This is a genomic window from Polaribacter sp. OB-PA-B3 (assembly GCF_054589375.1).
In genome coordinates this window covers 755435-778772 of sequence record NZ_BAAIIX010000001.1, presented here as the reverse complement: position 1 = coordinate 778772, position 23338 = coordinate 755435, and the positions used below count along the sequence as shown (strand labels likewise).

At 30.9% G+C, this 23338-nt stretch carries 20 protein-coding genes; 7 read left to right on the top strand and 13 right to left on the bottom strand.

What is annotated here, in order from left to right:
• Nucleotides 1-55: 55 nt before the first annotated feature.
• The 5 genes from ACYPV9_RS03270 to arfB are packed head-to-tail and all read left to right on the top strand — an operon-like array spanning nt 56 to nt 3096.
• Nucleotides 56-682, top strand: a complete 627-nt coding sequence (locus tag ACYPV9_RS03270) for a 4'-phosphopantetheinyl transferase family protein (RefSeq protein WP_459741579.1) — start codon at nt 56-58, stop codon at nt 680-682.
• A gap of 30 nt (nt 683-712) precedes the next feature.
• Nucleotides 713-1435, top strand: coding sequence for a phosphoglycerol geranylgeranyltransferase (locus ACYPV9_RS03265; RefSeq protein ID WP_459741578.1), 723 nt, complete (start codon nt 713-715; stop codon nt 1433-1435).
• Nucleotides 1436-1437: 2 nt separating this feature from the next.
• A complete protein-coding gene (gene pnuC / locus ACYPV9_RS03260) occupies nt 1438-2070 on the top strand; it encodes a nicotinamide riboside transporter PnuC (protein WP_459741577.1) in 633 nt (210 codons plus the stop codon).
• Nucleotides 2031-2690: an ATP-binding protein gene (locus tag ACYPV9_RS03255; protein ID WP_299062072.1), complete on the top strand. Its 660-nt coding sequence runs from the start codon at nt 2031-2033 to the stop codon at nt 2688-2690. The genes pnuC and ACYPV9_RS03255 overlap by 40 nt, the downstream gene beginning before the upstream one ends.
• 1 nt (nt 2691) lies before the next feature.
• Nucleotides 2692-3096: an alternative ribosome rescue aminoacyl-tRNA hydrolase ArfB gene (arfB, locus tag ACYPV9_RS03250; protein ID WP_459741576.1), complete on the top strand. Its 405-nt coding sequence runs from the start codon at nt 2692-2694 to the stop codon at nt 3094-3096.
• 7 nt (nt 3097-3103) lie between these two features.
• Here arfB and ACYPV9_RS03245 read toward each other — a convergent pair whose 3' ends face one another.
• The gene (locus ACYPV9_RS03245; protein ID WP_459741575.1) at nt 3104-4303 is read right to left on the bottom strand and encodes a BamA/TamA family outer membrane protein; all 1200 of its coding nucleotides are present in this window, start codon (nt 4301-4303) and stop codon (nt 3104-3106) included.
• Between the two features lie 388 nt (nt 4304-4691).
• On the opposite strand from ACYPV9_RS03245, the gene ACYPV9_RS03240 reads away from it, so the two are divergent.
• Nucleotides 4692-7109: a TonB-dependent receptor gene (locus tag ACYPV9_RS03240; RefSeq protein WP_459741574.1), complete on the top strand. Its 2418-nt coding sequence runs from the start codon at nt 4692-4694 to the stop codon at nt 7107-7109.
• A gap of 279 nt (nt 7110-7388) precedes the next feature.
• Entirely contained in the window at nt 7389-8252 is an 864-nt protein-coding gene (locus ACYPV9_RS03235; protein WP_299062085.1) for a sigma-70 family RNA polymerase sigma factor, read from the top strand.
• A 57-nt stretch (nt 8253-8309) separates the two neighbouring features.
• On the opposite strand, the gene ACYPV9_RS03230 is transcribed toward ACYPV9_RS03235, so the two are convergent.
• From ACYPV9_RS03230 to ACYPV9_RS03175, 12 genes are all read right to left on the bottom strand, one after another.
• Nucleotides 8310-8600 carry a heavy-metal-associated domain-containing protein gene (locus ACYPV9_RS03230; RefSeq protein WP_299062087.1) on the bottom strand — a complete coding sequence of 97 codons (291 nt, stop codon included), beginning with the start codon at nt 8598-8600 and terminating at the stop codon, nt 8310-8312.
• Nucleotides 8582-8947 carry a rhodanese-like domain-containing protein gene (locus ACYPV9_RS03225; protein WP_299062092.1) on the bottom strand — a complete coding sequence of 122 codons (366 nt, stop codon included), beginning with the start codon at nt 8945-8947 and terminating at the stop codon, nt 8582-8584. The genes ACYPV9_RS03230 and ACYPV9_RS03225 overlap by 19 nt, the downstream gene beginning before the upstream one ends.
• A 5-nt stretch (nt 8948-8952) precedes the next feature.
• Nucleotides 8953-10359: an MBL fold metallo-hydrolase gene (locus ACYPV9_RS03220; protein WP_459741573.1), complete on the bottom strand. Its 1407-nt coding sequence runs from the start codon at nt 10357-10359 to the stop codon at nt 8953-8955.
• A gap of 83 nt (nt 10360-10442) precedes the next feature.
• Nucleotides 10443-12170, bottom strand: a complete 1728-nt coding sequence (locus ACYPV9_RS03215) for a SulP family inorganic anion transporter (protein ID WP_459741572.1) — start codon at nt 12168-12170, stop codon at nt 10443-10445.
• Nucleotides 12170-13192, bottom strand: coding sequence for a Holliday junction branch migration DNA helicase RuvB (gene ruvB, locus ACYPV9_RS03210; protein WP_459741571.1), 1023 nt, complete (start codon nt 13190-13192; stop codon nt 12170-12172). The genes ACYPV9_RS03215 and ruvB overlap by 1 nt, the downstream gene beginning before the upstream one ends.
• Nucleotides 13193-13293: 101 nt before the next feature.
• A complete protein-coding gene (locus ACYPV9_RS03205) occupies nt 13294-15075 on the bottom strand; it encodes a cytochrome c oxidase subunit I (protein ID WP_459741570.1) in 1782 nt (593 codons plus the stop codon).
• 33 nt (nt 15076-15108) lie between these two features.
• On the bottom strand, nt 15109-16116 hold the full coding sequence (locus tag ACYPV9_RS03200) for a cytochrome c oxidase subunit II (RefSeq protein WP_077810256.1): 1008 nt from the start codon (nt 16114-16116) through the stop codon (nt 15109-15111).
• A 37-nt stretch (nt 16117-16153) separates the two neighbouring features.
• Nucleotides 16154-17605 carry a quinol:cytochrome C oxidoreductase gene (locus ACYPV9_RS03195; protein WP_459741569.1) on the bottom strand — a complete coding sequence of 484 codons (1452 nt, stop codon included), beginning with the start codon at nt 17603-17605 and terminating at the stop codon, nt 16154-16156.
• Between the two features lie 27 nt (nt 17606-17632).
• Complete coding sequence (locus tag ACYPV9_RS03190) at nt 17633-18181, bottom strand: c-type cytochrome (RefSeq protein ID WP_299062108.1); 549 nt, start codon at nt 18179-18181, stop codon at nt 17633-17635.
• Between the two features lie 10 nt (nt 18182-18191).
• A complete protein-coding gene (locus ACYPV9_RS03185) occupies nt 18192-18719 on the bottom strand; it encodes a DUF3341 domain-containing protein (RefSeq protein WP_299062110.1) in 528 nt (175 codons plus the stop codon).
• A 2-nt stretch (nt 18720-18721) separates the two neighbouring features.
• Nucleotides 18722-20185: an NrfD/PsrC family molybdoenzyme membrane anchor subunit gene (nrfD, locus tag ACYPV9_RS03180; RefSeq protein WP_299062112.1), complete on the bottom strand. Its 1464-nt coding sequence runs from the start codon at nt 20183-20185 to the stop codon at nt 18722-18724.
• A 22-nt stretch (nt 20186-20207) separates the two neighbouring features.
• Nucleotides 20208-23270 (bottom strand): TAT-variant-translocated molybdopterin oxidoreductase, encoded by a 3063-nt coding sequence (locus ACYPV9_RS03175; RefSeq protein WP_459741568.1) that lies wholly within the window; start codon nt 23268-23270, stop codon nt 20208-20210.
• Nucleotides 23271-23338: the final 68 nt, after the last annotated feature.

Sequence of the window (23338 nt, the reverse complement as noted above, 5' to 3'; positions counted from 1 at the left end):
TATTTATATTCTAATTTTTCGAACGACAAAGTTACGACATCCATTTTAAAAAAGTATGCCTCTTTACAAAAGTTTAACGGTAAATAATAACACCAAAGTTCTAGTCTGGAAGATTGATGAATCTTTTAACGAATTAGATAAGAACGTTTTACTAACTCACAAAAGTAGAACTCGTTTAGAGAGCATGAAATCTGAATTGCATCAAAAAGGATTTCTGAGCGTAAGACACTTACTTAAAGAAGTTGGTTATACAGATGAAGATTTAATGTACGATGAGTTTGGAAAACCGCATTTAAAAGACGGTAAATACATTTCGATAACACATTCTTTTACTTTTTCTGGTTTGATAATTTCTGATGAACTTCATGTTGGGATAGATATTGAAATGCAGCGAGATAAAATTTTAAAAATTGCACATAAATTTACACCTATAGAAGAGTATAAAACCATCGAAAATCATGATGCATTAATAAGTAAATTAACCATAGTTTGGGGTGCAAAGGAAAGTTTGTATAAAATCTACGGAAAGAAAAAACTACTATTCTTGCATAATATTTATATCGAAGATTTTAAATTTGAAGATCAAAAAACTACAGGTACCATTCGATATAATGGCGAAGAATTCTCTTACAACATAGAATTTTTAGAATTTGATGGTTTTACATGTGTATTTGCCTATTAAAGGATTTTTAAAAAACGTATTTTCGCATTCGTGAATATTTACCAAAACATTTTATCGGCAGAAAAAGAAGGCAAAAAATTATTGGCTGTTCTAATAGATCCAGAAAAAATAGATTTAAAAAATATTGCTGCTTTTATTGAAAAAATTCATCAATCTATAGCAACTCATATTTTTATTGGCGGAAGTACAGATATAGATAACCAAACAGATAATGTAGTTTCAGTAATTAAAAAAAACACTTATTTACCCTTAGTTTTATTTCCTGGTGATGTTTCTCAGATTTCAGAAAACGCAGACGGAATTTTATTTTTAAGCTTACTATCTGGCAGAAATCCAGAGTACTTGATAGAACAACAAATTAAAGCAGCGCCAAGACTAAAAAATTCTACTTTAGAAATTTTACCTACGGGATATATTCTTATAGATGGAAAAAAAGAAACTGCAACTCAAAAAGTAAGTAACACAAAACCAATTGAGCAAGAAAACACAGAACTGATTTTAAACACGGCTTTGGCAGGCGAATTTTCTGGTAAAAAATTGATTTATTTAGAAGCCGGTTCTGGTGCAACTGAGGCTGTTAGCCAAAAAGCTATTTCTGTAGTGAAGAAAAACTTGTCAATCCCTTTAATTGTTGGTGGCGGAATTCGTTCTAAAAAACAACTAAAAAATGCATTTAACGCTGGCGCAGATTTGGTTGTTATTGGTACCGCTTTTGAAAATGATGAAACTTTTTTTGAGGACCTAAAAAAATAAAAATGACAGAAATTTTTAACTTTTTATTTGAGCAATACAAAACCTACGAAACTATTGATATCGTTTTAGAAATTATTGCCGTTATCTTTGGTTTTTTATCGGTTTGGTACTCCAAAAAAAATAAAGTTTTAGTTTTTCCGACAGGTATGATAAGCACGTTGATTTTTGTGTATTTATTACTAAAATGGGAACTTTTAGGCGATATGATGATAAATGCTTATTATTTTATAATGAGTATTTATGGGTGGTATATTTGGACCTACAAAAGTGATGGAGAACACGAAACACCAATTTCTAAAACTACTTATAAAGAGAAAAAAATAAGTGTTTTAATATTTATAGCAACATTAATTTTTGTGTATGCTGTTTATACTTATTTTGAAAAATGGACAAATTGGACTGCTTATGTAGATACGTTTACAACTGCCATTTTCTTTGTGGGTATGTGGTTAATGGCAAAACGTAAAATAGAAAACTGGATTTTTTGGATTATTGGAGACATTATTTCTGTACCTTTATATTTATACAAAGGATTTACTTTTACTAGTTTTCAATATTTCGGATTTACTTTTATTGCCATTTTTGGCTATTTAGCATGGAAAAAGAACTTAAACAAGACCCAATTAACATTGTAAAAGTTGTTTTATTTGGTCCAGAATCTACAGGAAAAACAACACTTTCTAGACAATTAGCCCGCCATTACAATACGGTTTGGGCGCCTGAATTTGCACGAGAATACCTGCAAGATAAATGGAATAACGAGCGCAAAACTTGCGAAAAAGAAGATTTATTACCTATTGCAATTGGACAAATGAAATTAGAAAATTCGTTGGCAAAAAAAGCAGATAAAATACTTATTTGCGATACAGATTTATTAGAAACAAAAGTATATTCCGAAGAGTTTTATGGTGGTTTTGTTGACGACAAACTAAATGAGGCAGCTTCAAAAAATCAGTATGATTTGTATCTATTAACTTATATCGATACACCTTGGGAAGCTGATGATTTACGTGATAGACCAGAAGAAAGATTAGAAATGTTTAAAGCTTTCGAAAATGCCTTAATTAAAAACAAAAGATCCTATCTTTTATTAAAAGGAGATAAAGAGACAAGATTAAAAAATGCTACAGAAGCTATCAATAAAATTATTGAAAGTAAAGACAATTTACACTCATTTTCAGATTCTTTAATAGATTTAGATATGCATTTTTTACATCAAAATTCTTCAGATTTTGGAAATTCTCTAGACTATTAAAATGAATTCAGAATTAATTTTAAAAGAATTAAATTTTAAAGCAATTAGAAGTTCTGGCGCAGGTGGGCAGCATGTTAATAAAACATCTTCTAAAATAGAATTAACTTTTGATTTAGAAAACTCATCAGCAATAACTGATGAAGAAAAAGTTTTATTGCAAAAAAACCTTTCTACAAAACTTACCAAAGAAGATGTACTAATTCTATTTTGTGAAGAAACAAGGTCTCAACACAAAAATAAAGAATTAGCTATTAAACGTTTTTTAGAATTAATTAAAAATAATTTAATTGTTCCTAAAAAACGTAAAAAATCGAAACCATCTAAAAGTGCTATCAGAAAAAGATTAGATTCTAAACAGAAAAATTCTGTAAAAAAAGCATTAAGAAAAAGACCTAAATTAGACTAACTTATATTTAATAAGCTTCGGCAATATTTACATAAAAGTTTCCGTCTGTTTCGTTTCCTGCACCATAATCAAACCTAATATTTAGTTTCTCTTTTTTATCCAACATAAAACGAAGCCCTACACCATAATTTAACTTTAAATCGCCAATATTTAAATCTGTAGTTTTATTAAAAACATCTCCTGCACCAATAAAACCAACCAAACCAAATCTACTGTCTTTAAACGTTTTTCTGTATTCTATTTGTGCTGCTAATAAATTTTCTTCAATAAATCTTCCTTCTAAGTAACCACGCATTATTTGTTCGTTTCCTAACAATGCCAATTCAGATAATGGCACATCGCCGTTTGCAAAATGACCTACTGCTTGCAGAGCAATTACATCGTTATTAGATGCCGAAACTTTAAAATAATGGCGTAAATCAAAACGCGTTAAATCAAAATCATGCGTGCCGCCCATAGATGTATTATAAAAACCTCTTGTTAATTCGAAATACCAACCTTTAGATGCATTTAAAATGTTATCTCTACTATCATATAAAACTGCCAATTCAATACCTGTAGAAGTAGAACCATCATAACCTGTTGGTCTAGTTGTGTCTAACAAACCGTTTTCTTCTACTTTTGTTTTGTAAATTTTATTATATCGAACTCCACCACCTAAAAACAAGTATCTTGCAAATGCTCTTTTTAATAAAATTGGCTCTATTAAAAATTGATACGTATCATAAATTTCTTCATTAGATTCTGGTGTATCTGTACCAATACCGTAGTAATATTTTGGATAATTTTGAAAACTCAAATTACCAGAAATTACCCATTCTTCTTGGTTTGTAAAAATCTCGAATCCAGAATAAATAAAAAATTGATTATTTAATGTGTACAACATAGAAACAGGCATGTTAGATGTTCTTGTTTCGTCTCCACTTCCTTTAAATTTAAACAAATATTTTGCACCAACACCAAACCCTAAACTTGTTTCTGGTGAATAACTAACAATTGGTGCTGTAATTATTTTTGATAAATACAAGGTAGAATCTTTAGCTACTTTATCTTTATTCGGATAAAATGTAAAATACTCTACAAATTTATCTAAACCTGTTTCATTTTTAGATTCACCTTCTTGGGAATAAACAGTTAAAGAAAGTAGAAGAGAGAAAAATAAACTAACGACTCTTTTAAAAAGGTTGTTTGATGGATTGTATTTCATGATTGATTGATATTTTCGACAAATTTAGTACAGATTTTTTATACACATTAACTCATATAAAATTTTACTTAATGGTAATGATAATTGTAGAACTAAACTAAAAGTTAAAATAAATCACTTTTTAGTTCCGCATTAAACTATTCTAGCTTAATTTTGCATCGTTCTCATAAAGGGGTGCTTTTAAATAGGCTGAGATCATACCCAAAGAACCTAGAACAGGTAATGCTGTTTAGGGATTTATAACAAAGACATTACGAAGTTTTTATCAAAAGTAGATTTAATTAAATAAAATACTTTTACGTTGCTAACTCTTCTAAATGCCAAAACTAATTATTCAAAAATAGTCACAGAATAATTGCCTCTTTTTATTCGTTTTATATTATTTAAAATGAAAAAAATTACAATTTTTTTATTCTTATTTGTAAGTTTACTTACTACTGCACAATCCTTTAATTTTTCTGGAACTGTAATCGATGAAAACGAAAACCCGTTACCAGGAGCTTCTGTTTACATTAAAGAAATTAAAAAAGGAACATCAACAAATTTTAAAGGAAATTTTAGTTTACAACTTAAAAAAGGTACTTACACTGTAGAAGTTTCTTTTATTGGTTATAAAACAATTTCACAACGAGTTTCAATTTCTAAAAACGAAGAATATTTTATAAAACTTAAAACAGGTTCTATGGTTTTAGACGAAGTTTTAGTTGCTGCCGTAAGAGCAAATACAGATGCTCCGGTTACATTTTCTAACTTATCTAAAAGAGAAATTGAAAAGCGTAATCTAGGGCAAGATATTCCTATTCTTTTAAACTACATGCCTTCCGTAGTTTCTTCATCAGATGCTGGTGCAGGAGTTGGTTATACGTATATGAGTGTGCGTGGTTCTAACGGAGAAAGAATTAATGTAACCGTTAACGGTATACCGTACAACGATGCAGAAAGTCATGGTACTTTTTGGGTAAATTTAGGTGATTTTGCATCTTCTACCCAAAACTTACAATTACAACGTGGTGTTGGTACATCTACAAATGGTTCTGGTGCTTTTGGTGCAAGTTTAAACATTTTAACAGATGCTGCTCAAGAAGAGGCTTTTGGAGAAATATCAAACTCATTCGGTTCTTTTAACACAAGAAAACACACTGTAAAGTTTAGTACAGGTAAGATTAACGATCATATAGAAATTGCTGGTCGTTTGTCTAATATTTCTTCTGATGGTTATATCGATAGAGCTTCATCAGACCTAAAATCTTACTTTTTACAAGGAAGTTATATTGATGATAATACTTTAATTAAAGCCATTACGTTTGGAGGGAAAGAGAAAACCTACCAAGCTTGGTACGGCACGCCTAAAGTAAGGTTAGAAAATGATGCTCAAGGTATCGAAGATTATATTGCAGATAACTTTTTAAGTGATAGCGAAGCAGAAAATTTAAGAAATTCTGACAGAAGATATAATTATTATACTTATGATAATGAAGTAGATAATTATGAGCAAAACCACTATCAATTACATTGGAACGAACAATTAAACGATAATTGGTCTACAAATTTAGCCTTAAACTACACTAAAGGATCTGGTTACTTCGAACAATATAAAGCAGATGAAGATGCAGCAGATTTTAATAATTTAATTGTTGACGGTTCAGATGTTATTGTAAGAAGATGGTTACAAAATGACTTTTATGTTGCCAATTTTAATGCCAATTACAAAAATGAATCTTTGAATGTAATTTCTGGTATTTCTTATTCAAACTACACAGGTGATCACTTCGGAGAAGTTATTTGGGGCGAAGATTTAGCACCAAATACAAATATTAGAGATCAGTATTATTTTTCTGATGCTAAAAAAACTGACTTTTCTGTTTTTGCAAAAGCAAATTTTAAAATTACAGAAGATCTTTCTGGTTACTTAGATTTACAAGGTCGTTTTGTTAACTACCAAACAAATGGTATTACTTCTGATCTAGAAAACATTGCAGTAGATGCAAATTTTGATTTTTTTAATCCTAAAGTAGGACTTACATACAAAGTTAATACTAATAACAGATTATATACTTCTTTTGCAGTAGCAAATAGAGAGCCAAATAGAAATGATTTTGAAGGTGGCGTAAACACTCACGAAACTTTAAATGATTTAGAATTTGGTTGGAGATTAAAAACTGAATATGTAAAATTAAACACAAACATTTACTACATGAACTATAAAAACCAGTTAGTATTAACTGGTGCTTTAGATGATGTTGGCGCACCTATTAGAGCAACTTCTGGGGACAGTTATAGATTAGGTTTAGAAATAGATGCAGACATTTATTTAAATGAATATTTCTCAATTAAACCAAATGCAGCTTTTAGTTCTAATAAAAACAAAAACTTTGTTGCCAGAATAGACGGTGCTTTGCAAAATTTAGGTAATACAGATATTTCATTTTCTCCTGATGTAGTTGTTGGAAATATGTTTATTTACAAACCATTAGAAAACCTACAAATTTCTTTCTTATCTAAATATGTTGGCAAACAATATATGAGTAACTTAGGTAGTAAAGTTTCTAATAGTGACGTTATAGATAGTTATTTTACTTCTGATTTAAACTTTGTATACGAAGTAAAACCTAATAAAATTTTTAAATCTATTGTATTTACGGCTTTAATCAATAATATTTTTGATAGAGAATATGTAGACAGAGGTTACTATGGTACTTTTGATGACACTTGGTCAGATCCAAATAAAACAACTACTTTAGATTATGCAGGTTTTTACCCTCAAGCAACAAGAAACTTCTTAGTTGGCGTTACACTAAAATTCTAAAAAAGACATACTTTTTAATCAATTTTGGTTAATAAAATCACAAAACGAGCCTTTTTCTTTGAAAATCGCTCGTTTTTCTGTATATTGAAAATCTATGAAAAAACTTTTAAACTTCAATTTTGTTAGTATAAAAACTACACTTTTCTACAGTATTTTTATCAAGAAGTTTTACCTACAAGTTTTCTAAACATATTATCACTTATCTTTTTTTCTCTTTTAAAGATCAAATCTAACTAAAAGAGTAACTCACTTCATTCAAAAAAAATAAATTAAAAATTTATGAGACAACTTAAAATTGTAAAGCAAGTAACCAACAGAGACGCAAAATCTCTAGAAAAATATTTTCAAGAAATAAGTAAGATAGGTTTAATAACTGCAGATGAAGAAGTAGAATTGGCTCTAAAAATTAAAACAGGAGATTCAATTGCATTAGATAAATTAGTAAAAGCAAATTTAAGGTTTGTAGTATCTGTAGCAAAGCAATATCAAGGACAAGGTTTAAAACTATCAGACTTGATAAACGAAGGTAATTTGGGCCTGGTAAAAGCTGCCAAACGTTTTGATGAAACAAGAGGTTTTAAATTTATTTCTTATGCTGTTTGGTGGATTCGTCAATCTATAATGCAAGCTTTAGCAGAACAATCTAGAATTGTAAGATTGCCATTAAATAAAATTGGTAGTATTAGTAAAATTAACAAAATTTACGCTAGACTAGAACAAAATGAGCAACGAATGCCTACAAATAAAGAAATTGCACAAAGCTTAGATATGACCGAGACAGAAGTAGAGCAATCTATTAGAAATTCTGGTAAATCTTTGTCTATGGATGCACCTTTTAAAGACGGAGAAGATTCTAATTTATACAATGTTTTACAGTCTGATGAATCACCGAAACCGGATAAAGATCTAATAAATCAATCTTTAAAAATTGAAATAGATAGAGCTTTAAACACTTTAACATCTAAAGAGGCTAAAGTTCTTAAAATGTATTATGGTATCGGTAATGAGGTTGCTACAAGTTTAACCGAAATAGGTGAAAAATTTGATTTAACTAGGGAAAGAGTAAGACAAGTAAAACAAAGAGCTATAAGACGATTGCAATCTAAATCTAAAAATCAGATGTTAAAAACATACTTAGGTTAAATACAAATAACTTTTAAAATAAAAAATCTCAAAATGTACATTTTGAGATTTTTTATTTTATGAATCTATTCTACCAATAGCGCAACTAACAAAAGATTTTGCTTTGTGAGCTATGGTATTTTTATCTCCAACTTCAGGATATCCTAATTTAGATAATTTTTCTTTTATCAAATCTAAATTTTCGTTTTCTGATGTTATTGTTACCGTAGCATTTTCTACTTCAACTTGTACATCTGTAACTTCATTTAAACTTAATAAACCTTTTTTTATAGTAGCAGCACAACCACCACACTTTAAATTTTCTATTTTTATTTCTGAAATCATAATATCTAATTTTCTTTTTTCCATTGATTATATCCACCTAAAACATTAACGCAATTAAAACCTGCTTTATTTAATATTTTAATGGCCTTTTCACTTCTATTTCCGCTTCTACAATACACAAACACCTTTCGATTTTTATCTAATTGTTTTGAGGCATTATTATAAAAATTTGCATCAAAATAATCTACATAAATCGCAGTTTTTATAAAACCATGTTTAATTTCTTTAGCTGTTCTAACATCTAATAATTGTATATTATCTTCTTCTAAAATACGTTTTAACTCTAAAGTAGTTATATTATTAGTTTCATCTTGAGATTTACAATTCACAAGTAATAAACCTAGTATTAATAGACAAATGAAATGTTTCATTAAAACTATTTTAAAGTAGACGGACAAACACCTGCGGTTGTCTCGATATCAGTTTTTCTTATTGCTCCAAAACCACCTGCCACATCAATTACATTATGAAAACCTCTTGCTTTAAGTATAGAAGCAGCAATTACAGAACGATAACCACCTGCACAATGTATATAAAAATCACCTTTTTCTGGAAATTGAGATATATGATCATTTAAAAAATCTAAGGGTGTGCTTTCCGCAACATTTATATGTTCGCTAGAGAATTCACCTGGTTTTCTTACATCGAAAACAGGCATATTTTCTCTAATTTTTTCTTCTAAAACAGATGCAGAAACAGATTCTAAAGTATCCATTTCTCTTCCAGCTTGTTTCCAAGCGTCAAAACTACCTTCTAAATAACCTAACACGTTATCAAAACCAACTCTAGATAGTCTTGTAATTGTGTCTTCTTCTCTTCCTTGTGGAGCAACTAATAAAATTGGCTGTGTAATATCTTTAATTAATGCGCCAACCCAAGGTGCAAATCCTCCATCAATTCCTATAAAAATAGATTGAGGAATAAATCCTTTTATAAATTCTGTTTGATGACGTACATCTAAAATAATAGCATCAGTTTCGTTTGCAACTAATTCAAAATCCTTTACAGACAATGGTTTTGTTGATGTTTTTATTACATCATCTATAGATTTATAACCTTCTTTATTTAATTTAACATTTAAAGGAAAGTAAGCTGGTGGTGGTAACAAACCATCTGTAACTTCTTTTATAAATTCTTCTTTTGTCATGTTAGTTCTTAAAGCATAATTGGTTTCCTTTTGATTACCAATAGTACCAACAGTTTCCTTGCTTAAATTTTTACCACAAGCAGAACCCGCACCATGTGCCGGATAAACAATAACATCATCTGCTAATGGCATAATTTTGGTTCTTAAGCTATCAAATAGAAAACCAGCTAAATCTTTTTCAGTAACATCTCCTTTTTGAGCCAAATCTGGTCTACCAACATCACCTAAAAACAATGTATCTCCGCTAAAAAGAGCATGATTTTTACCATTTTCATCTTTTAATAAATAACAAGAACTTTCCATTGTATGACCAGGTGTATGCAATACCGTTATAGAAATATCTCCTACGTTAAAAACTTGATTATCATCTGCTATTATTGCGTTGAAATTAGTTTTAGCTGTTGGGCCATAAACAATCTCTGCTCCTGTTTTTTCTGCTAAAGTTACATGACCACTAACAAAATCTGCATGAAAGTGTGTTTCAAAAATGTACTTAATTTTTGAATTAGTTTTAGCAGCTCTATCAATATAATCTTGTACCTCTCTTAAAGGATCTATAATTGCTACTTCTCCTTTACTTTCAATATAATAAGCACCTTGTGCTAAACAACCTGTATAAATTTGTTCTATTATCATAATCTGTTCTTCATTTATTACACATCAAAATAACATCTATAATCTAAATTATTAAATGATATTTATCAGTTTTAAGTTAAAGCTTAATCGTAAGCTTGATGTATATATTTTGCGTATTTTTCTTGATGCGATCGATCTCCGGTTTTATAGTATTTTACAGCTTGATTTGCCCGCATAAAGAAATGTTTTAAATCTATAATTTCTAATATTCCGCTTCTAAATAAATCGTCTCTTACAGGTCCTTTAACACCTGCAAAATAGAATGTAATATTTCTTTTTTGACAGTACTTTATTCGTTCTTTTAACATTTCTACTCCTGTACTATCAACTCTATTAATACTTTCTGCATCTAAAACAATCAATTTTAAAGCATCTCCTTTTCTACACATCATTTCATCTAGTTTATCTCTAAAATAACTAGAATTGGCGTAAAATAATTGCGCATCAAATCTAAAAACAAGTATATCATCATCAATTACAACTTCATCAAATCTATTCTTATTTCTATAGAAATTAGAATTAGGTACTTTACCCAATTCTGCAACATATGGTCTCGAAGTTCTAAAAATTAAAATAATTAAAGACAACCCCACTCCAACAATAATTCCGTATTCAATTCCTAGCAATAATGTGGCCAAAAAAGTTGCTAGCATTAACCAAAAATCTAATTTATTAGCTCTCCATAGAAAACCAGCTTCTTTAAAATTAACCAAACCAAATACTGCAACAATAATTATAGCTGCTAACACTGTTTTTGGTAAATGATAAAACAAAGGTGTTAAAAATAGCAATGTAATTATCACCATAATTACAGATATTAATGCTGCCATACCTGTTTTTGCACCACTTTCTTGATTTATAGCTGATCTAGAAAAACTAGAAGTACTAGGATACGCTTTAAATAAAGAACCAACCATATTACTAATACCTAATGCAATTAATTCTTGATTTGGTCTAATTCTATAGTCGTCTTGTTTAGCTTCTAATGATTTGCCAATAGAAATTGTTTCTAAATACCCGACCATTACTAGCGTTAAAGCAATTGGCATTAACTCTTTAATTTGATCAAAATCAAACGTTGGTAATTCAAACTTTGGTAATCCAGAAGGTATATCCTTTACAATAGAAACATCATGAAAACTTGTACCAAAAAATTTCATTGTAATTATGCCAAGAACAACAACGATTAATGCATTGGGAATTTTCTTGTTTATTCTTCTAAAAAAAATAATAACAATTACAGAAAATAAACCAATTGCAGTTGTATGATAATTGTAATTACTAATATTATAAAAAATATCTTCTAATATTATCTGAATTTGATCACTTTGTACAAAATCTACGCCGAACAAATTTCTAAATTGGTTAAAACCTATTATCAAGGCAACAGCAGATGTAAAACCAGTAATAACAGGCTTAGATAAAAAATTCACTATGAAACCTAAACTAAAGATTCCCATTATAAACTGAATAGCACCAACCATTAAAGCTAATAATATTGCAATAGAAATATAACTTTCTGAACCAGCTAATGCTAAAGTAGAGACACCTGTAGCAACAATTAAAGAATCCATAGCAACAGGACCAATTGCTACTTGTCTAGATGAACCAAAAATAGCGTACATTATTTGTGGTACTAACGCGCAATATAAACCGTAAATTGGGGGTAAACCAGCAATTAAAGCATATGCAATTCCTTGCGGAATTAAGATAATACCTACAGTTATACCAGCTATCAAATCTCCTTTAAAGAAAGAAATATTATAGTTTGGCAACCACTCTAAAATAGGTATAATCTTTTTTAAATCCATTAAAACAATTCTCCTTGATTTGCTCCTTTTGTTCTTCCTAAATGTTTATACGCTAACTCTGTTACTTCTCTACCTCTTGGAGTTCTCATTATAAATCCTTGCTGAATAAGAAAAGGCTCATATACTTCTTCAATTGTTTCTGTATTTTCAGAAACAGCGGTTGCAATTGTACTTATACCAACAGGACCTCCTTTAAACTTATCAATTATAGTAGCCAAAATTTTATTATCCATTTCGTCTAAACCATGAGCATCTACATTTAATGCTTTTAAAGAATATTTTGCAATTTCAATAGTGATATTACCTTCTCCTTTAATCTCTGCAAAATCTCTAACTCTTCGTAATAAAGCATTTGCAATTCTTGGTGTCCCTCTACTTCTACCTGCAATCTCTATAGCTGCTTCCATAGAAATAGGAACTCCCAAAATATGAGCACTTCTTTGAATAATGGTTGTTAGTAAATCTGTTTTATAATAATGTAACCTACTGCTAATTCCAAATCTTGCTCGCATTGGTGCAGTTAACAATCCAGATCTAGTTGTAGCTCCAATTAAAGTAAATGGTTCTAAATGTATTTGAACTGTACGCGCATTAGGCCCAGATTCAATCATTATATCGATTTTATAATCCTCCATTGCAGAATATAAATACTCTTCTACAATTGGACTTAAACGATGAATTTCGTCGATAAATAAAACATCTCTTTCATCTAAATTTGTAAGTAACCCTGCTAAATCACCTGGTTTATCTAATACTGGCCCAGATGTTACTTTAATACCCACCTCTAATTCATTAGCTAGAATATGTGCAAGGGTTGTTTTTCCTAAACCTGGTGGACCATGAAATAAAGTATGATCTAAAGCTTCATTTCTTTTATTTGCGGCTTGAACAAAGACTTTTAAATTATCAATAGCTTGGTCTTGCCCCGTAAAATCATCAAAAGATAAAGGTCTTAACTTTTTTTCTACATCTAAGTCTTCATTGGAAAAATTACTATTATCAGGATTTAAATTTTCATTCATAAAACAAAGATAATATTATTTAAAATACTAAAATGTAAGTTTTGTTACACAAAAAAACCTTTCCGTAATTGGAAAGGTTTTTAATTTATAATTTATGATTACTAAGATGGTTCCTCACCGTCTAACAATGGTGTTGTTTGTAAAACAAAATCTTCACCATGTAAATAATCGCTATCGTCATCATTAGGGTCTACACGTTTACTATAATCGTAAGCCCATCTATGAACTTCTGGTATTTTACCTGGCCAGTTACCGTGAACATGTTCTACTGGAGTTGTCCATTCTAATGTATTAGATCTCCATGGGTTTTGCGTAGCTTTTTCACCTCGATACATAGAGATAAAGAAATTAGCAATAAAGAAAATCTGAGCAATACCACCAACTAATGCAAAAATTGTAATAACAACATTAATATCTGCTAAATCATCAAACATTGGGAAGTTAGTATTTGTATAATATCTACGTGGTAAACCAGCTAAACCTATAAAGTGCATTGGCCAGAATACTCCGTAAGCACATATAATACTTAACCAGAAATGCCAATAACCTAAAGTCTTATTCATCATTCTACCATACATTTTTGGGAACCAGTGATACACACCAGCAAACATTCCAAAGATTGCAGAAACCCCCATCACTAAGTGAAAGTGAGCAACAACAAAGTAAGTATCGTGAATATTAATATCTAATGCTGAATCACCTAATACTAATCCTGTTAAACCTCCTGTAACGAAAGTAGAAACTAAACCAATAGAGAATAACATCGCTGGATTTAACTGCAAATTACCTTTCCATAACGTTGTAATGTAATTAAACGCTTTAACAGCAGAAGGAATTGCAATTAATAATGTTGTAAATGTAAACACAGACCCTAAGAAAGGATTCATTCCTGAAATAAACATATGGTGACCCCAAACAATTGTTGATAAAAAAGCAATTGCCATAATAGAACCAATCATTGCTCTATATCCAAAAATCGGTTTTCTAGCATTTGTAGAAATAATTTCTGATGTAATACCTAGTGCCGGTAATAAAACAATATATACTTCCGGGTGACCTAGGAACCAAAATAAATGTTCAAATAATACTGGCGATCCACCTTGATAATGTAATACTTCACCAGAAATAAATATATCCGACAAATAGAACGAAGTACCAAAACTTCTATCAAAAATTAATAATAAAGCTGCTGATAATAATACAGGGAAAGAAACTACACCAATAATCGCAGTGATAAAGAATGCCCACATAGTTAATGGCAATCTTGTCATTTTCATCCCTTTTGTACGTAAATTAAGTACTGTAACTATATAGTTTAATGATCCTATTAAAGAAGAAGCAATAAATATAGCCATAGAAACCAACCATAAAGTCATTCCCATTCCAGAACCTGGAATAGCTTGTGGTAGTGCACTTAATGGTGGATAGATTGTCCAACCTGCTGCCGCTGGTCCTGCTTCAACAAATAAAGACATAACCATAATGATACTAGATAAGAAAAATAACCAGTAAGAAACCATGTTTAGGAATCCTGAGGCCATATCTCTAGCACCAATTTGTAATGGAATTAATAAGTTAGAAAAAGTACCACTCAATCCAGCTGTTAATACAAAGAATACCATAATGGTACCGTGTATAGTAACTAATGCTAAATACATATCAGGATCCATAATACCATCTGTTTGGTGAGAACCTAAAAATGCTTCTACAATAGAAAATGATGTATCTGGCCATGCAATTTGTAAACGGAATAACATAGACATTAAAACGGCTATAATACCCATAAACATACCAGTTACTAAAAACTGTTTAGAGATCATTTTATGATCTTGACTAAAAATATATTTTGTTACAAAAGTTTCTTTATGATGATGTTCTGACATAATCTTACTTGTTTGTAGTAATTTTATTATAATTTATTTAATAACTTCAGCTAATGTTGGTTGTTCTGATAACCACTTGTCATACTCTTCTTGTTCTACAACAGTAATTTTCATTTGCATGTTATAGTGAGATGCACCACAAATCTTATTACATAATAATAAATAATCAAATACATAAGGATCTTCTCCTTTTGCTTTTCTAATTTTATTAATACCAATAGACTTTTCAATCACTTCAGGCTGATCTCTCATTTCTAGAGTTGTATACTTAGGTGTAAATCCAAATTCTGTAACCATACCAGGAACACAGTTCATCTGAGCTCTAAAGTGAGGCATATAAGCCGAGTGTAATACATCTTGAGAACGGAATTTGAAATGTATTTTTCTACCTTTTGGTAAATACAATTCAGTAACTTGTTTATCATCTGCAGAATTTTTATCAGACATATCTACACCCATTGTGTTGATACCTTTAATAAAATTTACATTACCTAAACCTAAAGTATTATCTGCACCTGCGTAACGAGCATCCCATCTAAATTGTTGAGAATAAACTTCTATTACAATTGGATCTTCAGCGTCAGATAAATCCATTACATTATTCCATTGCCATAAACCGTAACCAATTAATAGAACTAGAACAATCGCTGGAGTAACTGTCCATATAAATTCTAACTTATGACTATCTGCATAAAATTTTGCCTTTCTATCTTTACTTCCTCTATATTTAAAAGTGAAGTAAAAAATTAAAAATTGCATTATAAATTGTACGATACCAATTAACCAAAAAGTAATATCGAATAAGTTGTCATCATGCTCACCCTCATAAGAAGCCGATTCTGGCAACATAATTACATTCATAAAAATTAAACAGTAAATCATCATAGCATATAGAAAAGCCATGAAAGCAATTGCAAATTTACCTTGAGCAGCATTATCTTGATCATTGGCAATAGAACTTCTAAAATCCATGATTCTAGTAATTTGCCAAACGCTTACACCAATTGCAACACCTATAAAAATATAAAATAGAGCTAGCATATTTATCTTGTCTTATTTATTTTAATTAAATTATTTATTAATGATGATCTCCAGAATCTTCTCCAGAATGTTCAATATTATAGTAATGGAAATGTTCACTTTCAGCTAAGAACGGATTTCCTTTTGGAACAGGATTCGCTTTAGCAAAAGAACTTAAAGTTGTGTAAATTATTAAACCTATAAAGAATAATAAAGCACTAATTTCTGGAATACCAAAGAACCATTGTGCACCAACTGTTGATGGCATAACCATAATAAATACATCTATGTAATGACCTGCTAATATTACAACACCTCCAATAAATACAAACCAAGGTTTGCTTTTAAAATCACTATTTATTAATAATAAAACAGGAAAAGCAAAGTTCATTACAACCATACCTAAAAATGGTAGTTTATACTCTGTAAATCTTGCTACGTAATACGTAGTTTCCTCTGGAATATCTGCATACCAGATTAACATAAATTGAGCAAACCATAAATATGTCCAAAATACTGAAAAACCAAACATGAACTTAGCTAAATCATGAATATGACTATCATTAACACCTGGTAGAGCGTTTTTAGATCTCAAATAAATTGTAAAAAATGCAATAACTGTTAATGCACTTACTAATAATGTAGCTAAAACATACCATGCAAATAATGTAGAAAACCAGTGAGGATCTAACCCCATAATCCAGTCCCAAGACATCATAGATTCAGTAATCATAAATACAAATAAGAAAATAACGGAAGCGTTGTAATTCTTCTTATATGTCTTATTACCATCATTGGCAGTATCTTCTTTAATAGAGTTTTTTCTAATAAAGAATCTGTAAACATTCCAAAGAATTAAATAAATAATACTTCTTATAACAAAACCTGTAGAATTAATCCACCAAGATTTACCGTCTACGATAGGATCATAATTTTCACTTGAGGGGTCAAAAGTACCTTCTGCCATCCAAGGAAACAAGTGATTTAAATGCATTACAGAAGCAATAACAACAACTGCCATTAAAATAGAAACAGGCAGTAAATTTCCTGTAATAGCTTCCATCACTCTTAAAATAACAACAGACCAACCAACTTGAGCAACTCTTTGAATTGCATAAAAAGTTAAAACTAATAATGTTAAACCTAGAGAAAAGAACAAAGCTACATAAAATGCAGACCATGGTCTATTTTGAAGTTGATGTAAAACATGTTCTGCGTGAGAATCATCATCATGTGCACCATGACCACTCATTGTAGCATCTACACTTTCTTCACCGTGATGTACACCAGAAGCATTATTGTCAACTTTTGAACTATCAACAGTATGAGGGGCTTCAATAGCTTCACCATGTGAACCTCCATGACCATCATTACTAGCTGCTTCAATTGCATGTTTAGCATCTTCTAAAGTAGTTTGTGAACCACTGTAAAAACTGTATGCTATTCCTATAACACCTAAAACAATAAGTGCTAATGAGAATGTCTTTAATTTACCTGAGAATTGATACATATCTTTCGTATTCTTTCTTTTTGTATTTTATTTTAACAAATCTGCACGTAAAACTTCTACGTATTGAACAATTTGCCAACGTTCTTTATAAGTCAATTGAGAAGAGTGAGATCCCATTAAACCTTTACCATGCATTAGTACATGATAAATACTTCCTTCTGTAATATCTCTATCTTTATAATTTGGTACACCTGCAAATTTCTCTGAAGTTGCTAAGTAACCCTGACCGTCACCTTTTTTACCATGACAAGAAACACAGTAAATCGTATACATAGCTTTACCATTATCTAAGTTTTTATCATTTTTTTCTAATGGAGATTTAACTTCTACCTTAGCTGTATCATATCCTTCTATAGTATCTGGCACATCATAAGCTGGCGCTCCTCCTCTGGCAATAGTACCAGCAACTGGTTTGCTATTTACAACTTTACCGTTGACACTTTCTTCTCCATCAGCATTGTAAGGTATAGATTCATACATGTCCGGCATATATTGAACTTGTCTATTCTTTTTGTCATTACAAGAAATGATACTTGTAAAAACCATTAAACCGATAATTAATTTTAGATTCTTCATTATCTATTTATTAGTGCTTATCTACTACATTAATTTCTACAGCTCCTGTTTTCGCCAATAAAGAAGTCAAAGCCTCTTCATTATTATGTACAGGTATTTCCATTAAAAAATGATCGTCTGTAGTTCTAGGATCTGGGTTTTCTGCTTCTTTAAATGGCCAAATTCTACTTCTCATATAAAAAGTAATAACCATTAAATGCGCTGCAAAAAATACCGTTAATTCAAACATAATTGGTACAAAAGCTGGCATATTTTCAAACCAAGAAAAACTTGGTTTACCACCAATATCTTGTGGCCAATCTTGAATCATTATGTAATTTGTTAACCAAATTGCAACACTTAAACCAGTAATACCATAAAAGAAAGCTGTAATAGCCAATCTAGTTGGTGCTAATCCCATAGCTTTGTCTAAACCATGAACAGGAAATGGACAAAATACTTCTTCTATGTGATGGTGTTCTGCTTTAACAGCTTTAACTGCATCAACTAAAACTTCATCATCCGTATAAAATGCATGAATAACTTTATTAGCTTCCATATTTATTCGTTTATATTGTTATCTAAGTTTTCCTTTTTAACTGCTGTATTGTTTATTACAATTGCTGGTTTAGTAGGAATACCTTGTTCGCTTCTCTTCTTGTAAAATTCACCTGAAGACTTTAATATCGTTTTTACTTCTGCTTGTGCAATTACAGGGAAAGTTCTGGCATATAATAAGAATAATACAAAGAAAAATCCTATTGTTCCGATAAAGATACCAACATCTACAAAAGTTGGTTCAAAACGCCACCATGTAGATGGTAAATGCCCTTTACTTAATACAATTGCAATAATGTCAAAACGCTCGAACCACATACCAATATTAATAAATATTGAAATTACGAAAGTCCATATAAAGCTTCTTCTAATTTTCTTAAACCATAATAACTGCGGAGTTAAAATGTTAAAGAATAATAAAGAATAAAATGCCCATGCGTAAGGTCCTGTTGCAGCTCCTACAGATAAATATGTATAGTTTTCATAAGGAGAACCAGTATACCAAGCGATAAAGAATTCTGTTGCATACGCTACAGCTACAATACCACCTGTTAAGATGATTACAATATTCATATACTCAACGTGCATACGCGTAATGTAATCTTCTAGATTAGTAACTTTTCTCATAATCCCTAATAGAGTTTGCACCATTGCAAACCCTGAAAAGATTGCTCCTGCTACGAAGTAAGGAGGGAAAATTGTTGAGTGCCATCCTGGGTTGATTGATGTAGCAAAATCCATCGATACAATAGTATGTACAGATAATACTAATGGTGTGGCTAAACCTGCAAGTACTAAAGAAACTTCTTCAAAACGTTGCCAATCTTTAGCTCTACCAGACCAACCGAAAGATAATAAAGCATATATCTTTTTTTGGAAAGGTTTAACAGCTCTATCTCTAATCATTGCAAAATCTGGTAATAAACCTGTCCACCAGAAAACTAATGATACAGATAAGTATGTAGAAATTGCAAATACATCCCATAATAATGGTGAGTTAAAGTTTACCCATAAAGAACCAAACTGATTCGGTATTGGTAATACCCAAAATGCATTCCATGGTCTACCCATGTGAATAATTGGAAATAATCCTGCTTGAAAAACGGCGAAAATTGTCATTGCTTCTGCAGAACGGTTAATTGCCATTCTCCATTTTTGACGGAATAATAAAAGTACTGCAGAAATTAATGTTCCTGCGTGACCAATACCAACCCACCAAACAAAGTTCGTAATATCCCAAGCCCATCCAATGTTCTTGCTCAATCCCCAAACTCCAATTCCTGTTCCTACTGTGTAGAAAATACATCCAAATCCCCATAGCATTGCTGCCAAAGAAATATAAAATGCTATATACCAATTCTTGTTTGCTTTACCTTCGATAGGTTTCGCAATGTCTTCGGTAATATCGTGGTAACTTTTATCACCTAATACTAAAGGTTCCCTTATGGGTGCTTCGTAATGAGACATGTTTTTATATCTTAAAAATTAATTACGCTTCGTTTGTATTTCTTACTTTAACTTGATAGATTACATTTGGCTTCGTTTGAAGGTAATCTAATACGTTATAAGCTCTTTTATCTTCTGCTAATGCTGCAACTTTATCTTCTTTATTGTTTACATCACCAAAAACCATGGCTCCTGTAGTACAAGCAGATGAACAAGCTGTTTCAAATTCGTCAACATTTACTTTACGACCTTCTTTTTTAGCTTTAAGAATTGTTGCTTGTGTCATTTGAATACACATAGAACATTTCTCCATAACTCCTCTAGAACGAACCACAACATCAGGGTTTAAAACCATCTTACCGTACTCGTTGTTCATATTAAAGTCAAACTCGTTATTATTTGCATAATTAAACCAGTTGAATCTACGAACTCTATAAGGACAGTTATTTGCACAATATCTTGTACCAACACATCTGTTGTAAGCCATTTGATTTTGACCTTGACGACCATGAGACGTTGCTGCTACTGGACAAACAGTTTCACAAGGAGCATGATTACAGTGCTGACACATCATTGGTTGAAAAGTAACCTCTGGATTTTCTGCTTCTGTTTCTAAAGCTTCATAAGTAGCTCCTCTACTTAATCCTAATTCTTTTGCTTCTTCTCTAGTTTCAACTTCAGAAGAATAATATCTATCAATACGCAACCAGTGCATATCTCTACCAACTCTAACTTCATTTTTACCTACTACAGGAACGTTGTTTTCTGCATGACATGCTACCACACATGCACCACAACCTGTACAAGAAGTTAAATCTATAGATAAATTAAAATGATGACCAACTTCTCTGTTGTGCTCATCCCATAAATCTATTGTATTTGCTTCTACTTCTTTATGATCATAAGACACATAAGCTGGCTTGTTCCATCCATGATGATGATCTTTTGGATCTACATTCTTATAATCTTTTAATGAAGTAACTTTTAAAATATCATGTCGTCCTGCAATGGTTTTTTGCACTTGTGTACATGCAAACTTATGCGTTCCAGACACTTTTTCTATAGAAACATTGTATTGAATGTTATTACCTCCTTTATATAAAGGATAAGCATTAACACCAACTTTCATTTCATCTTTTAAACCAAATGTTTTACCAAAACCTAATGATAAACCTACAGATCCTTTTGCTTGACCTGGCTGAATCATTACTGGAACAATTACTTCTTTACCATTTACAGATACTTTTGCATAATCTCCATTGATTGCTCCGTTATCTTTAACTGGGTTTGAAAAACCTAATTCTCTAGCATCTGCAATAGACATCGTTAAATAGTTATCCCAAGAAGCTCTAGTTATTGGATCTGGAAACTCTTGCAACCAAGGATTGTTTGCTTGCTTACCATCACCTAAACCAGTTTTAGTATATAAATTCAACTCCATTTCTGAAGCCTTGGTATTCTTTCTCAAGTTAGATGCAACTTCTGAAATAGAAACTTCTGATACAAACGATGAATTTGTAGCAGTATCTACAGCTTTACTAAAATATCCATTATGTAAAGCTTTATTCCAAGATGCTCCACCTAAAACGTTTTCTGACCAAAATGCCTTTAAGAAATTATAGTAAGTAGTTGATCTACCAGACCACTTTAATAAAGTATCTTGAACCTGACGTGTATCAAATAAAGGTTGAATTGTAGGCTGCATTAAACCAAAGTTTTCTTCAGAAAACTGAGTATCTCCCCAAGATTCTAAGAAATGTGGCGCAGGCAATGCATACTCCATTGCATCTGTTGTAGAATTATTTTCTACAGACAATGAAACTTTTAAATCTACTTTACTTAACGCCTCTGTAAATTCATCTGCATTTGGTAAAGTATAAGCTGGATCTACATTAACAGCTAATAAACCACCAACATTACCAGATTTCATATCAGAAACTAAAGTTTCAACATCTTCAAAACTTCCTTTACGAATATTTAAAGAGTTATTGGCATCTAAAATTTCACTATTTAAATACTGGTTAATTGCTAAAGAAATTAATTGAGCATTAACATCGTTAATACCTGTCATTACAACACCTTTAGAACCAGACTTTCTTAATATTTTTGCTATTTTCTTAATATCTGAATCAATAGCAGTAGTATTAGACGACACAGCATTTCCTGTTAATTCTTTATAAAGATTTAACAAAGAAAAAACAACATCAGAAGGTTTAGCTACCAAACGCTTATCTGCGTTGGCACCACTTAAAGACATATTGCTTTCAACCTGAATATGGTAAGACATCTTACCTGTTTCTGGTTTTCTACCATCAATATACGCTTTCTCAAAACCACCATGAAAATCTCCTAAGAAATCTGCACCAAAAGAAACAATTGTTTCTGCGTTTTGAAGTTTATAATTAGGTAAAGCTCTTCTACCATACATTTTCTCAAACGCATCTGCTGCAGCTGATTCAGAAACAGCATCATAAACAACATGTTTAGCATTAGGGTATGCAGTTAAGAACTCACTTATAATTTTATCTGTAGAAGGACTAGCCATTGTTCCTGTTAAAAGAACTACTTGCTTACTAGCTTCTTTAAGACTATTTAATTTTTGACCAATTTCTTTATCTGCTTCAGCCCAAGAAATAACTTCTCCAGACTTAGTAGGCTCTTTCAAACGCAACTTCTCATCATACAAAGAAAGAACAGAAGCCTGAACTCTAGCACTTGTTGTTCCGTTTGCTTCTTTATTAGGCATTATTTGAATTGGTCTACCTTCACGAGTCTTTACTAAGATATTCGCAAAATCATAACCATCTGCCATAGAAGTAGCGTACCAATCTGCTACACCAGCAATAATATCATTTGGTTTAACAACATAAGGAATCGATTTAACAACCGGTCCTTCACAAGCTGCTAATGAAGCTGCCGCTGTAGTAAAGCCAACATACTTTAAAAAATCTCTACGAGAAGTAGAAGACGCCTCTAATGTTTCTTTATCTCCTAAAAAATCATCCGTAGGAATATTCTCTACGAATTCATTTTTACTCAGCGTTTCAACAACAGAACTATCTTTTAGTTCTTCAACACTTTTCCAGTATTTTTTGTTTGAAGCCATTTATACTTTTTTATTTAATGATTGAAAGATTTATAAAATTGATCAACAATTTTTTCCTCTTTTAATTT